This window comes from Sneathia vaginalis, assembly GCF_000973085.1.
Lineage (GTDB): Bacteria > Fusobacteriota > Fusobacteriia > Fusobacteriales > Leptotrichiaceae > Sneathia > Sneathia vaginalis.
In genome coordinates, this window is sequence record NZ_CP011280.1 from 866341 (window position 1) to 882419 (window position 16079).

At 28.7% G+C, this 16079-nt stretch carries 11 protein-coding genes; all 11 read right to left on the reverse strand.

All coding sequences use genetic code 11. From position 1 onward, the window contains the following. Window position 1 precedes the first annotated feature (1 nt). The 11 genes from frr to VC03_RS04410 all read right to left on the reverse strand — a co-directional run bounded on the left by frr (window position 2) and on the right by VC03_RS04410 (window position 15879). The gene (frr, locus tag VC03_RS04360) at window positions 2-559 is read right to left on the reverse strand and encodes a ribosome recycling factor (RefSeq protein WP_046328832.1); all 558 of its coding nucleotides are present in this window, start codon (window positions 557-559) and stop codon (window positions 2-4) included. A gap of 13 nt (window positions 560-572) precedes the next feature. Next, window positions 573-1277, reverse strand: a complete 705-nt coding sequence (gene pyrH / locus VC03_RS04365; protein ID WP_046328833.1) for a UMP kinase — start codon at window positions 1275-1277, stop codon at window positions 573-575. Between the two features lie 57 nt (window positions 1278-1334). Continuing rightward, complete coding sequence (tsf, locus tag VC03_RS04370; RefSeq protein ID WP_374042021.1) at window positions 1335-2246, reverse strand: translation elongation factor Ts; 912 nt, start codon at window positions 2244-2246, stop codon at window positions 1335-1337. Next, window positions 2246-3022, reverse strand: a complete 777-nt coding sequence (gene rpsB / locus VC03_RS04375) for a 30S ribosomal protein S2 (protein ID WP_046328835.1) — start codon at window positions 3020-3022, stop codon at window positions 2246-2248. The genes tsf and rpsB overlap by 1 nt, the downstream gene beginning before the upstream one ends. A gap of 129 nt (window positions 3023-3151) precedes the next feature. Then, window positions 3152-4999: a hypothetical protein gene (locus tag VC03_RS04380; RefSeq protein ID WP_046328836.1), complete on the reverse strand. Its 1848-nt coding sequence runs from the start codon at window positions 4997-4999 to the stop codon at window positions 3152-3154. A gap of 195 nt (window positions 5000-5194) precedes the next feature. Beyond that, window positions 5195-7699: a YadA-like family protein gene (locus VC03_RS06595; protein ID WP_052727701.1), complete on the reverse strand. Its 2505-nt coding sequence runs from the start codon at window positions 7697-7699 to the stop codon at window positions 5195-5197. A gap of 603 nt (window positions 7700-8302) precedes the next feature. Continuing rightward, window positions 8303-8914, reverse strand: a complete 612-nt coding sequence (locus tag VC03_RS04390; RefSeq protein WP_046328837.1) for a DUF6088 family protein — start codon at window positions 8912-8914, stop codon at window positions 8303-8305. A 152-nt stretch (window positions 8915-9066) separates the two neighbouring features. Further along, on the reverse strand, window positions 9067-10572 hold the full coding sequence (locus tag VC03_RS04395; RefSeq protein WP_046328838.1) for a YadA family autotransporter adhesin: 1506 nt from the start codon (window positions 10570-10572) through the stop codon (window positions 9067-9069). 146 nt (window positions 10573-10718) lie between these two features. Continuing rightward, window positions 10719-12422, reverse strand: coding sequence for a YadA family autotransporter adhesin (locus tag VC03_RS04400; RefSeq protein ID WP_046328839.1), 1704 nt, complete (start codon window positions 12420-12422; stop codon window positions 10719-10721). A gap of 264 nt (window positions 12423-12686) precedes the next feature. Further along, window positions 12687-14204, reverse strand: a complete 1518-nt coding sequence (locus VC03_RS04405) for a YadA-like family protein (RefSeq protein ID WP_046328840.1) — start codon at window positions 14202-14204, stop codon at window positions 12687-12689. A gap of 202 nt (window positions 14205-14406) precedes the next feature. Further along, window positions 14407-15879: a TonB-dependent receptor gene (locus VC03_RS04410; protein ID WP_046328841.1), complete on the reverse strand. Its 1473-nt coding sequence runs from the start codon at window positions 15877-15879 to the stop codon at window positions 14407-14409. Window positions 15880-16079: the final 200 nt, after the last annotated feature.

A 16079-nucleotide genomic window follows, 5' to 3' on the forward strand; every position in this document is an offset into this window, starting at 1 on the left:
TCTATATACTCATTAATTCTTTTTCTTTTTTAGTCAATATTTCATCAATTCCAGAAACATATTTATCTGTTAATTTTTGAACCTTTGTTTCTCCATCTTTTAATTCATCTTCTGTTATTTCACTATCTTTTTCTAATTTCTTTAGTTGAGTATTTGCTTCTTTTCTAAGATTTCTAATTGCAATTTTACCATCTTCAGCATCTTTTTTTACTAATTTTACATATTCTTTTCTTCTGTCTTCTGTTAATTCTGGTAAAACTAATCTAATTACTCTGCCATCATTTGATGGAGTAAATCCTAAATTAGCCTTCATTATTTCCTTTTCGATAGCTGGTATTAATGATTTATCCCACGGATCAATTACTATTAATCTGCTTTCTGGTGCTGTTAATGAACCAACTTGGTTTAAAGGTGTCATTTGACCAAAATAGTCTACTTTAACTCCATCTATCATAGATACATTAGCTCTTCCAGCTCTTACGTGTGAGAATTTAACCTTAGTTGCTTCTACAGTTTTAATCATTCTTTCTTCAGTTTCTAATAAGATATCATCTAACATATATTTTCCCTTTCTATTTTACAACAGTACCTATTTTTTCACCTTGAACTAACTTTAACATATTTCCTTCTGTTAAAGCATCAAATACGATAATAGGCATAGAATTTTCCTTACATAATGACAGTGCTGTTGCATCCATTACTTTTAAATTCTTTACTATTGCTTCATCATAACTAACTTCACTATATTTTACAGCATCACTGTACTTAACAGGATCTTTATCATAAATACCATCTACTTTTGTTCCTTTAGCTAGAACATCTGCATGTATTTCTATTGCACGTATTGCTCCACCTGAATCTGTTGTAAAGTATGGCATACCTGTTCCTGCTGAAAAAATTACTACTCTTCCCTTTTCAAGGTGTCTTATGGCTCTTCTTCTGATGTATGGTTCTGCTACTTCTGGCATACTTATTGAAGTTAATACCCTTGTTGGTATTCCAAGTACTTCAATAAAGTTTTGCATTGCAAGTCCATTCATAATAGTTGCAAGCATACCCATAGTATCTCCTGTAGCTCTATCTACACCATATTGTTGTCCAGATAGACCTCTAAAGATATTTCCTCCACCTATTACTATTGCGACTTGTACTCCATTATCATGTAATTCCTTAATTTGTTTTGCAAAACTCAATAAGACATCTTCATCATATCCAAATTCTTTTTTACCTGCTAAGGCTTCACCACTAAGTTTTAGTAGTATTCTTTTATACTTCATTTTTGTACCTCATTTTTAAAAAAAGGAGTTTTTAAGAAAACTCCTTTTAATCAATTGTTATTTTCCTGCTATTTGAGCAGCTACTTCTGCTGCGAAATCTTCTTCTTTCTTTTCTATTCCATCTCCAACTTTGTATCTTACAAATGATACTAATGTGATTGGACTTAAGAATTGTTCTACAGTCTTCTTGTCATCTCTTACATATTTTTGTTGGTTTAAACAATTTTCTTCGTAATATTTTCCAAGTTTACCTGAGATAATTCTTTCAACCATTTCTGGTTTTAAAGTCTTACCTTTTGCCTTTGATTCTTCTTCGAATTGTATTCTTAATACTTCTTCTTCTCTCTTTAAATCTTCAGGGCTTACTTGTTCTTTAGATAAGAATTTAGGATCCATAGCAGCGATGTGCATTGCAACTCCTCTTACTTTTTCAATATTTTCAGCAGATGAATCACCTTTAGCTTTTACTAATACTCCTATCTTTCCACCCATATGAATGTAGTCAACAACGAAAGTATCGCAACATCCCTTAACTACTTCTAATCTTCTAATATTTAAATTTTCACCTATTTTTGCTATTAATTCTGTTAATTGTTGTTCAACAGTCTTTCCACCGAATTCTAGTTTCTTTAATTCTTCAACAGAACTTACTTCTGAATCTAAAGCTCTTTCAGCTAAGATATTACCGAAACTCTTGAAGTCTTCATTCTTAGCAACAAAGTCTGTTTCAGAGTTGAATTCTAAAACTATACCTTTTTTATGGTTTTCAGATATCTTAGCAAATACTAAACCTTCTGCAGCTATTCTTCCAGATTTTTTAGCAGCCTTTGATATACCTTTTTCTCTTAACCAATCTATTGCTTTTTCAATATTTCCTTCATTTTCTACTAGAGCTTTTTTACAGTCAAGCATTCCTGCTCCTGTTCTTTCTCTTAATTCTTTAACTAAACTTGCCTTTATTTCCATAATTATTCCTCCACAACACTTTCATCTTCAGTTGTTGCTAGTTCTTCTTCCTTTACTACTTCTTCAGTTTCAACAAGTCCTTCTTCACCTTCAACTCCACCTTGACCTTCAATTACAGCGTTAGCAATAACTGATGCAAATAATGATACAGATCTTATGGCATCATCGTTAGCAGGTATCTTGTAAGTTACTAAATCTGGATCTACGTTTGTATCGATTAATGCGATTACTGGTATACCTAATTTAGCAGCTTCTTGTAAAGCTAAAAATTCTTTCTTAATGTCAACAACAAATAAGGCAGCAGGTAATTTTGACATACCCTTTATTCCACCAACATTTTTTTGTAATTTCGCTAATTCTTTTCTTAAAAGACTAGCTTCTTTTTTAGTATAAGCAGTGTCTAATTCTCCACTTTCGTCCATTTCTTCTAATTCTTTAAGTCTTTTAACTCTTGATTTTATTGTTTGAAGATTAGTTAAAAGTCCTCCTAACCATCTTTGGTTAACATAGAATCCACCACATCTTAATGCTTCATCTTTAACAGCATCTTGTGCTTGTTTCTTAGTTCCTACGAATAAAACTTTTCCACCGTTACTTGCAATTTCTCTTACAAAATCGTAAGCCTTTTCAGTCATTGTTAAAGTTTGTTTTAAGTCTAAAATGTGTATACCATTTCTTTCTGCATAGATATATGGTTTCATTTTAGGATTCCATCTCTTAGCTTGGTGTCCAAAGTGAGCACCTGCTTCTAATAATTGTGTCATGCTTATTACAGCCATGTTATTCCTCCTATTTTGGTTTTTTTAGTATCTAGACTCAGTGCAAAACATATAGTCACCAAACACTAATCTATCTAGACACCTTTTTTCATATCATGATAGCATAAAATGAGGTGTAATGTCAACTTTTTACCATGAATATCTTAAACTAATTCCACCTTTTATGCTTGTATCGATATACTTAAATTCTTTACCTCCAAATTTAATTGGTGCTTCAATAAATCCTTTAGCCTTAATATGTTCTACTATATCACGTTCTACTGATAATTTAGGTGCTAGAACTAATTCAGGAACTAGGTTAACAAATTTAGTTGTAATATTTATTTCTGGACTTATCCCTTTATATTCATACTTTGCACATGCATGTAATTTAATATAGCTTGTTGTATATGAAGGGAATTTTTTTAATGATACAAATTCAGAATGATATGTACCACCAAATACACCATCTAATGTTATTGTAAGGTTCTTAATATCTTCATACTTAAATCCTAATTTAACACCAAAGTTAACTAAATCAGCACTAGATTTAGAAGCATTAATTAAAGCATACTCCTTCTCATCATAACTCAATGCTTTAACAGCTGAATCTAAAGCTTTTTTCTTTTTAGAATATTCATTTTTTTCAAGTTCTGTTTCCATTTGTTTTATAGTTTTACCATTATCATTTGATGTACGATTACCATTTTCATCAACTTTATATCCACCTACATGATCTCTAGGAAATTGGGTATTATCTTTTTCATATTTTTCTAATCTTTGTTTTGCATTTAAATAATCTGCTATTTTATTTGATTTTTCATAAGTTAAAGATTGCCCTAAATCATCTACTTCTTTAATTGCCTTTCTTAATTTTTCACCATTTTTATCTATTAAATCTTCAATTTCTTTTAGTCTTTTTGCCCTAATATCTTCATTAACACCTTTTTTATCTTTTAAATTTTGAAGTTCTATTTGTTTAGATTCAAGAGAATCTTTTATACCATCTAGTTTTGCTTTCCTGTTATATGCATCTTCATATTTTTTTGCATTTTCATCATTTTTTAAGCTCTCATAATCTGGTTTTAACTTATTTACTTCTTCTTTAAGATATCCCCCTAGTCCTATAATCGCTTTATCTACTGCAGCTTTGTATTTCAAATATTGTCCTTTATGATTTTCTACTGCTTTTAAAGCTGCATTAGCAGTTTCTATTGTTCTTAATTTTTCTTCTCTTTCTTCCTTAGTTTCATATACATCCATCATGTTATATGGTGTAATTTTATCAAGTGATATTTCAGTATAATGTATATGTTGTGCAAAAGCACCTATTGTGAAATATGATTTTTTAGCTTCTACTTCATATGAATGTGCATAAGAATTTTTATTTAACTCTATACTGTCATCTTCTTCAGTAAGTATATTTTTTATCTTAGATGTTCCATTAAATTGATATCTAAATTGAGCTTTTCCCATTAAGTTATCATTTTTAGCTTCTAATTTTGTTTCTACATATTTTAATGCTTCATCACCATATGAATGTTTTAGACCTAAGCTTGCATTTATTTTATCATTACCTAATGTTACAGTGCTTGTTGATAGAACATTATCTTTTGTAGTTTTAAATGGTATAACTGTATTTGTTGTAAATTTAAATATCCCTTTTTTTAATTCTCCATCTAATTCTACGTTACCATTATCTTTTTTTGGATTTACTGTAATTTTACCTGTAATATTATCATTAGTATATTTTAAATATACATTTGATGCTTCTAACCTAGGTTCTTTTTGTTTAGCTAATATATTAGCTCCTAGTGTAACTCTTTTATTAAATGATATTTCTCCACTAACACCACTATTTTCTAATTCGTGACTTAATTTACTACCTTTTTCAAATTTAATATTCCCATTAATTTTACCTTCAATATATCCATTAGTCGTTAATGCCATTGTATACACTGATGTTAAAATAGAAAATATCAAAAACTTTCTCTTCATATTTTTACTCCTTTTTACTTTTGTTACAGTCACGATTATATTACATATATTCTAAATTTGCAATATTTTTTTCTAAATTTTCTTCATACCTGTCTTAAAAAGTAAGGAGAGTGACAACTATACATATCATTATGGTTTTATGTATAAAATATAAATGGGGCTATCGCATTTGCAACGCCCCATTTAAAATATATACTATTTCATAACTCCTAATTTCTTGAACATTTCTCTAAATTCACTATTTTCTTTTTCTAATTTAGATATTTTTTCATATAGTTCTTTTACATTAATATCTTTATGTTCCATGCTTTCTTCCTTATTACCAAGCATTACTCCAGCTCCAACTCCAAAGGCAAGATTTCCTTTATTATTTACTGATCCACTTAATTTGTATACTAATCTTCTATCCTTTGTTACTCCACTAAAGCCTATTGCCAATGCATGAGAACCACCATAATATCCATACGCTGCACTTAAGTTATGTCTATAGTCTGAATATGAATTTACTTGTACTAAATTAGCTATAGCCACAGCATTAGCTACTCCACCTAAAGCAAGATCTGATTTCTTATCTACTTCTTTAACATCTTTTTGTAATTGTTGTATATTACTAGTATTCTTTTCTACATTTGTGCTAACAGTCTTTAATTGATTTACATTTACTGCATCGTTAGCTTTGACACCATCAGCTACATCAGTAATTATCTTACCATATTTTGTGCTTAAAATTACTTTTTCATCTTTTTTGTCGTATTGGTTATCTTTAAGTATACTATCTTCTGTTGAACCTTTTTTTACCCATTTATTATTCTTGTATTCATTATTTTGTATAAATTCATTAGTGTATAGCTTACCATCAGGACCTTCTTTTAATTCTGTTTCTTTACCTTTATCATCTCTATACTTATACCCAAATGTATCTGAACCTCCAACATTTCCTTTTGTTTCAAATGTCGCAGTGTGTTCTGGTGCTTTAGTTTCTGTTGGTGCAGCAGGTGCAGGTGTAACAGGTGTAGGTTGTGCTGGTTCTGGTGCTTTAACTGTAACATCTACTGTTGTTCCTTTTAATGTTAATGTATCTCCTAATTTAACTTGTGTTGAATGTCCATTTTCATCTTTTACAGTTATATATTGCTTAGCAACATAGTTAAATAGTTGTGAACCATTAATTGCATCTGTTGATGTAGCTGATATTAATCCTGGTGCTACATTTTGTATAACACGTGTTAATGTATCATTACCTACTGTAACTATTCCACCAATATGATCAAAGCCTGCATATTCTTTATACTTTTCTTTATATTCATCTTTATCTTTATTATTCCACAATGTTGTATTTTCTGCTTTTGCTTCAGTACTATTTGTCCCTAAATATACTGAGTTATCTGTGTTAATTTTAATATCATTACCAAGGGCTACAACGTTATTATTAGTCACTTCCCTTCTTTCGTTATTAGTAGGATTATTGAATCCCTGAAGAACATTTCCTTCACCTTTAACATGAAAGTTTTTACCTGCAACAATATTTCTTGAATTTTCAACTAAGTTGTTATCTCCACTAACTGAAACTAATTCTGTTTTTTTATCTTTAGTCCCTTTAATTTCATTTTTAGTTCCAATTATTGAAACTTGTTTTGTATAGTCTGCCTTATTACCACCACCTATAGCAAGTGTTGCTCCACCACTTTTATTTTTAATTACTCCCTTTCTTAATTCTTCTGATAATTCATTAGGAGATTCAAACAGAGAACCAAAAAGTCCAGACTTTTTCATTGGAAACTTGATTTCTTCAACAGAATTTGTTATTTCATTACCTGCCCCAAATATTAATGAACCATTAGAATTATTTGTTCTATTAGCTACTCCTACAACCGAATTAGCTATACCTGAATATTTACTATCAGATGCAAAGGATTCTATGCTATTTAAAGGTCCATTTATTAATGCTCCAAAATTTTGTGTAGCATAAGAATTATTCCCATCATATTTACTTGTTATTATTGAATAAGCTCCTAATGTAGTCGCAAAAGCACCATTTGTAAAGCTATTTGTTCCTAATGTAGTAGATAAAACTCCTAGTCCTAATTTAGCTTTTTCGTCTCTTGTATCTGTTGATATATTATCTATATCCCCCATCTTACCTCTAAAATTGTGAGGTCCTATCATTATACCACCAGATCTTGCATATGTATTATTACCAATAACTAAAGTGCTTATTAATTTATCAAAATCATTTTGTGGGATAGACCCGTATCCAAATTTATTATATCCAATATTTTTATTAAAAGTAAAATACTTTTCTTGTTGACCAATCATAGATTCAGCATATGCATTTTGTCCTATTGCTATACCTCCATATTGGTCAGCATAGTTATGAACAGTTGCGTTTTCACCTATAGCAATACCACCTTTAGTTTTATTATCAAGTCCTCCTGCATTATTTATATATGCACCTTTTCCTACAAGTACATATTCACTACTAAATCTATTTTCAATTTCTTTATTCTTTTCTTCTATTTGTCTATTTTTTTCTTGTATTTGTTGTTGTAGATCTATTATTTGTCGTTGTAATTCTTCTACTGTTGGTTCAGCATACCCTATAACACCTGTCATTAAAAAGCCTAACATTAGTGTTAATGTTATTTTCTTTCTTCTCTTTATGCTTGTTTTTAATTTTTTTAAGTTTGCTTCTATATTCATTTTACCCTCTCCTTTATCTACTTAAATATACACCCCCCCCCATAAATTTTTGAAGGCTTTTTTCTATGCTTTCATTTACGTTTATTAACTAAAAAAAATGAAGCCTCTTTTCTTGATTGTAGCTTCATTTTCTAGCCCCTATAGTTTATTAACCATTTTTATAGTGAAATTATAAACAAACATTTTATTTATCTATTTTTTTGATTTTTATAAATTCAATATTAATCTTTTTAATTGTATTAATAATAAATTTTTGCTTATTCATGGTTTTTTAATAACTTTTCTAAGTAGTGCTTTTATCTCCATATTTTCTTTTCTTAATTCTTTAACTTCCTCCTATACCAAAGGCTAGATTACATATATATACTTAAAACAATTTTATAAATTGTAAAGTGATAAAGTTAGAAGTCGGCTACATCCCTTTCTTAACCCTTGATATTACAAAACCTATCTGTTCTAAAGAAATTGTATTAATCCTAGAAAAATATTTTTTTAAATTCCCCATATCCATAGAATAGACTGTATTAAAACTATTAGCTATCGCATAAGATATTGAGTCTCTCATAAACTTTTCAAAACTAAGTCTATCGCTAAGTTAATGTATTATTCATCTTTAGCCTCACAAATTTCCCTTATTACTTCATATATCCATGCTGGTACTGATTTTGATTCATTCATTAAGTCTGTCCTTTCTTTTTCAGTCAGGTTTTCTCTAATTTTTTCTATAACTTTATCACTTATATTTTCTTTGCCCAAAGTCTTGATTGCCTGTATAACTGTTGCAGTCTTTATGGACATATTGGCAATTTCTCCTGGATTTACTTTTTTAAATTCTAAAATGGTATCTTCAATTTTATATTCCTTGTATCTTCCACTAGATATATATTTATAGTGAGTTGGTACTTGTGTTGAAAGTCCTAATAAGTTTAAGGCTGTGCTATTATATGGTGCAATATTCCAATTGTATTTTCTTGCTATAGCAAGTGCTAACTCGTGAATTGATACTGCTTCGTACTCTCCAATTAATACACTATATCTTGGATTGTAATAAAAGCCATCAATGACACGCTTAATTTTTCTTTCATTAACCATTCTATTCAATGTCTTTCTAGCAGTTTCATACGAAGTAATATCTAAAAAGTCATTAGCAAAAAATACTTTATGTGAGTTAAAATCATTTATTCTATCTGATATTTTTTCTGTATACGAACTCATTACAATCCTCCTTTGTCCCAAATATCATATCATATCTGGGACAAAAGTTCAATTGTATTTAAATTTAATATTCTTATAATAGTTCATTAGATTCATCTTCTGCTATTTTATTAAAAAGAAGACCCCATAATACATATGAGATCTCCTTATTATTACTTACGAATTAATTTATTAACTATTTCTTTTAATTCTTTAACTTCATTAGTTAATTCTTCTATTCTCTTATCCTTATCATTTACACTACCAAGCATTACACCTGCTCCTATACCAAGTGCTAGATTACCCTTACTATTAACTGCTCCACTTAATTTGTATGTGAAGTTTTGCTTGTCATTTGTTCCACTAAATCCAACAGCTACTGCATGAGATCCTCCATAGTATCCATATGATGCAACTAAATTAAACTTTCTATCTCCACTTACTTGTGGTAAGTTTGCCATTGCTACTGCATTTGCTACTCCACCTAATGTGAAGTCTATTTTTTTATCTACTTCTGTTTTATTATAGTAATTATCTTTTATATATTTTTCATTTGCACCTTGATTTTGTATACTCTTTTGGACTTTCTTTAATTGTGCAACTGTTACTGCTTCATCATCTTCTGCACCATCTGCTAGACCTTGAATTCTTCTTTTTGCTTTATATACTGTTTCATTTCCTTTATCATCTTTATATACATATTCACCACCAACAGCTAATGCATAAACATCTTTTGTATCTTGATTTGTTAAATATCCTTTATTTTTAATTTCTTTAGTAGTACTAAATGCTCCTAATGCTAATGAATTATTCATATTTACACTACTAAAATATCCTCCTATAATTGAACTATTTGCTGCATTTTTAATATTTGATGCATAACCTTGAATATATGAATTTTCACTGTTTCCTATTTCATTTGATTTTCCTTGTATATGTGAATTTTCAGAATTTAATATTTTATTATAATCTCCAAAAATATAGTTTGAATCTTTTGTAGTTGAATTTTTTGTGGTATCAATAGTATTATCATCATTATTTATTTCACTTCCATATCCTTCAATATGTGAATAAGCACTATTCTTTAAATTATTATGATCACCATGAATAAATGCATTTTGTCCCTTTACAACCTTATTTCTAAATCCAAAAACTTGTGAATGAAAACTTAATCCTTCAACTTTATTTTCGCTTCCATTAACGCTTGAAAATGCACTATAGTTTAATTCATTATCATGTCCTAAAACATTTGAATATTCACTAAATGCTGCCTTATTATCAGAACCAATAATACTTGAAGCATAATTACGATCTAGGTTATTTCTATTACCTTGAATAAAAGCAAATTGGCTATCAGTAACTTTATTATTATCACCTATAAGCATTATGCCATCATTATTATTATATTTTCCTTTATTTAAGATGTTATTCTCATTCCCTAACATCAAAGAGTTTTTACCAATTTCAAAATTATTATTATACCCTATTAAAAAATTATGAAATCCTGTCTTTACCTTATGTCCAAAACCAAATAAAAAATTTCCACTAGAATTTTCAGTTAAATTTTTAAAATCTTTTTCTCCATTAATTATTATATTACCATTATTGTCTACTGCATAAGGTTCTATAGCTAAGCTTAAAACACTTAGAAAACAACTAAATAAAATAATCTTCTTCATTTAAACCACTTCCCTCTCTAATATTACCCCCCCCCATTTATTTTTCAAGACTTTTTTCATACTTTATTTAACCTTTTTTAACATTAAAAAAATGAAGCCCACAACACCTTGTAGTACTTCATCTTCCGTATATCATTATTTATTAACTATTTATTCATTAATTTTTTAATAACTTCTTTTAACTCTTTATTTTCTTTTTCTAATTTATTTAATCTTTCTTCAAAATTAGTACCTTTATTAACACTACCCATCATAACTCCAGCTCCTATACCAAAGGCAAGATTTCCTTTACTATTAACTGCTCCACTTAGTTTATATGTAAAGTTTTGCTTATCATTTGTTCCACTAAGTCCTACTACTACTGAATGAGATCCTCCATAGTATCCATATGATGCAGCTAAATTAAACTTTCTATCTCCACTTACTTGTGGTAAGTTTGCCATTGCTACAGCACTTGATACTCCACTTAAGGCTAAATCTGTTTTTTCATTAAGTTTAGCAACTTTTTCATCTACATATGCCTTATCAGCCTTATTTTCCTTAATAGTTTTTAAGTCCTTAATTACAACAACACTATCTCCATTTTCACTAGTTGCTGATGCTGGTGTTGTACCTGTACTTGTTGTATTACCGTCACCTAATGAACTTGCAATATTAGAAAGTTTGTGTGGTTCTTTGGCTTGTATGATAACTTCATCAACTTTACCTTTGTATTCCTTATTAGTTTCTTTATAATAGTATTTATCACCATACTTATATAGACTCTTATTATCTTTAGTAGCATATTCAAATGGTGTAGAATTATCTACATAAGTCTTTAATTCTTTTAATTGAGCAACATTGACAGCATCTGTATCATTGTAACCTGCAGCAACGTTCACTATTTGTCTTGTATGTAATTTATTAACTAATTTTTCAAAACCACCAACAGATACTACTCCATAATCAGCTATCCATTCACTTTTATTTTTATATTCTTCTTCATTTAAATTATATGGTCTATACCCAACTTCTTTGCTAGCATCTCCTGCTATAGACCGTATCCCTAATGCAATACTATTCATTCCATACGCATAAGACTGGCTACCTATAGCTGTAGAATACTTACCTAAACTTTTTGCATTTTCTCCTAATGACACAGCACCTTTATTTAAAGCTTTAGCTTCTGATCCAATAGATATTGTTGCATCTCCTGTAGCTAACGCGACTTTTCCTATAGCAATATTCCCCTGAGTTCCAGAATTTTCAGCCTTAGCTGACAATCCTATAACAACACTATTAGATGAATTATACACTTTGCTAAAAGGTCCCAATACCGTATTATAGTCTAAATAATTTGATTGTGTTTTGACAATCTGTTTTATAACTCCATCTTCCTTATCTTTATTTTCAATTACTTTTTGTATTTTATTTTTATTATACCAATCATATGGATCAAATGCTGAATACAATAGTTTATTATCATCTTGAGCACCTTTTTTTACTTCATCAATAAGTGTATCAATAAATTTAAAATCATATCCATCAATATTAGATAATTTATCTTTTATTATATTTATTATTTCACCTTTAGATTTCTTTTCATTTTCTTTTATAGTAGATAAAATACCAGTTTCTTTATATTTATTACTAAGTTCTTTAGAAATTTCATCTTTAATTTCTTCTACTTTTTTATTCTTATTTTTTACAACTATATCTAAAATAGGATCATCAATTATGTTATTTATACCTCCAATAACATTATTTCTACTCACTAATTTTTCATAATTTTTTTCGTGACTTTTTTCAAATATAATGTTGTTGTTAATCACAAAATCTTTAGTATCTGCATACCCAACACTTGTTATCATCGTTAATGCAGCACAAATTAAAATAAGTACTTTTCTATTTTTCTATTTCTCCTTTTATTATTGTTTGGTTTACTACGTATATTTTATTCTAAAAAAAAAAAAAAAAAGCAGTTTTTTTAATTAACTTGCTTATTTTTTAACCCGCATATTCTTTATGCACTGCATTTATCTAAATTTATATCTTTTAATTTCATAAACTTTTTTAACTAAATATATATATTTTTAAAAAAAAGACCCCATAATGCATATGAGATCTCATTATTATTACTTACGAATTAATTTATTAACTATTTCTTTTAATTCTTTAATTTCTTGTCCTTGTTTATCTATTTTTTCATCACGTTTTCTATTTTCTTCTTTTAATTGTTCTATAACCTTATCCTTATCATTTACACTACCAAGCATTACTCCAGCTCCTATACCAAAGGCAAGATTTCCTTTACTATTAACTGCTCCACTTAGTTTGTATGTAAAGTTTTGCTTGTCATTTGTTCCACTAAAGCCTACTGCTACTGCATGAGATCCTCCATAGTATCCATATGATGCTGCTAAATTAAACTTTCTATCTCCACTTACTTGTGGTAAGTTTGCCATTGCTACAACATTTGTTACTCCGCCTAATACGAAGTCTATTTTTTTATCTACTTCTGGTTTATTATAGTAGTTTTCAGCTGAAAAAGAATTAGCTTTAACATATTCTTTTAATTGTGATACATTAACTGCATCTGTATCATCTGTACCAGCTTTAACATATTTAATTTGTCTAGTTGTTGTATCATTACCAATTGATACTGCATTTTCTATTGCTTTAGAGCCATTACCTATTACTATTGCGTTATTTACATCAGTATTTGTTATATTAGATCCTAATATTATATTATTATTCACACTACTTTTATTTTTCTCTCCTAGATGTACATTAGTACCAAATACTGCATTACCTTGACCTATAACTAAATTATCATTACCTTTTATGATATTTCCAATAAAATCAGGTTTAAACTTATTTTCAGTTATATTTACATTAGGGGTATCATTTTGTTTTGGTTCTTCTTCTGTAAATCTTTTTAATATCTCTTCACATTCATTTATTGAACTTTGCATAGCAGATTCACTTTTACCATGATTATTACTAGCTCTTTTTACAACTTCTTCTACATTTTCTAATATTTTTTCTTTTTCTTCATCACTTGATTTTAAAAATTTCTTACTTTCTTTAACTATGTCTCTTGTAAAATCAATTAATAGACTTAATTTTGAATGTAGCTCTTCTTGTTTTGTTTCAGTTTTATCGTTTTCAATAAATCTACCAAAAATTATTGTATTATTTTTAATTGTTTTTTCTATATCATTATTCCACCATACCAATTTCGCACCATCAACACTTCCATTGAATTTAACTTTTTCACCTTCTCTTATACTACGAACTCCTCTAACATTTTGCCCACTTGGTAATTCGACTGCCCAAAATACTTTATACTCTCTAGTTGCCTTATTAACAGGATCAGGATAGATTTCATTATTATTCCCAAACACCAAATTTTTATCTATTCTAGAATTTTCTCCCCCAACCTTATTTTTATCACCATGAACTTGGTTATTATTTCCATAAATATAGTTATCATTACCTATTGAATATGCATTATTCCCATCAACCCAAGTATTTTCACCAAAATAGTAGCTATTTTCTCCATTATATGCTTCCTTCCATTTTCCTTCTTCATCAGCAAAAGAAAAAATACCTAAAATTAAAAGTATACTTAGTACTATCTTATTCTTCATTTTTATACACCCTTTCTAGTATTACATATATAGTACCCCCCCCCGTACTTTTTTGTCAAGTATTTGTTACTGAATTTAAATATATACTGTATTTTTTTGTTCATATAAAAATTTTATATATATTTTTTTAATATGCAAAAACCCCTCGGGTGACTAATCCCAAGGGGTAGAAAAAACAATTATATATCAAACGTGTTGATAACTATTTCCATTCATATTTTAAGTTTAAGCTTGTCTTAACTTGAGTATCTGTATACTTAAATTCTTTTCCAACTACCTTAAATTTAACTGGAGTTTCTACACTTCCTTTTAATGTTAATGTGTCAGTTGGTTTGTATTCAGCTGATACTTTTGGTGTTAATGTTAATGAAGGTACAGTAACTAATTTATCTGCTGGTTTAGATACATTTAATTCTAAGTTAGCATTAGCTTCAGGACTTACTGTGAATTTGTCTGTTACGCTATAGTCATATTTAGCATTTGCATCAAATACAAATACACCTGTATTCTTTTTTGTTCCATCAAACATTCTATCATGTAAACCTGCAAGTAATGATTTACCTGTTAATGTTAATTTGTCATTTAACATCTTGTATTCTGCATTAAGTTCTACACCATATGCAACATGGTCATTTCTCTTTACTTTGTTATCTGATGTAACTTCTTTAGCAATATTTACATGAGCAACAAAAGGTTTTGCAGATAATGTTAAGTGTTTAACACCTTTGTATGTTCCTTTTAATTCATATGAGTGTATGTATCTAGCTTCTTTTTCTTCAAATAATTTAGTTTCTAAGACTTTATAATCTCCAATCTTTTCAGTAGATTTAAAGTTTTTCTTAAATGCAACTTTACCTTCAAGTTCAAGATCTTTTACAGCATCATATTTTGCTGATACTTCACCTGAAACATAGTCTACAGCTTCAGAAGCTTTTTGATTTTTTTCTATCTTTCTGTAATCATGTTTTACTTCAACGTTTGCTTTTACGTCTTTTAATCCTTTAACGAATACATCTTTACCTTCTTCGCTTTCAACGAATAGTTTGTGAGTTGATTTAACTGTTGCACCATAATCTTTAACAGATGCCTTATTAGTTTTTGTTCCATCATATGTATATTCTTCATTACTTAATGGGAAGTTAGTCTTTGAATTTAGACCAAATGTAAATTCATTATATTTGTAACTTACTTGTCCTTCTAATTCTGCACTTCCTTTATCTGCAACTTTACCATTAGTTATTTTCTTTAATACTTCTTTTTTAAAATTGTATTCACCAATTGTTACTGCAGGTCTTTTAGCTATTTTATTTGCTAATGTTACTTCTTCTTTTAAAGTGTTAACAAATTTAGGACTTACAGTTGCTTTAACATATGATTTAACTCCCTTTATTTCAGGTAATTCATATTTAGCCCATACACTTGAATGATTTAAGTAGTTAGCTTTTGTAACTTTACCTAATTCTAAATCTTCAGCTTTAAATTCTCCACCAAAGCTAAATCCAGTTCCTTCTACTTTAACTTCTGTTTTAACTCCTGTTTTCTTTGCTACGAAAGTTGGTTTTGCACCTTTTACAAATGTAGCTTCATTTTCGTTATATGCTTCAACTGATCCAGTTGTTCCAGCCATTGCAACTATTGATGCAACTAAGCTAGTTAGCAATAATGTCTTTTTCATAATTTTTCTCCTTTTTAAAAAAATATTTTAATATTTCTATAGTAGTCAAGTATATTTTAGCCAAAAAAAAAAAAAAAAAAGGACATTTTTATTAAATGTATGTTTATTTTTTAACCACATAAAGATACGTTAAATAAAATGTAGATTTTATCTATATATCTCGCACATTGTGTTTTTTAACTTTATTAAAAGAAATTTAA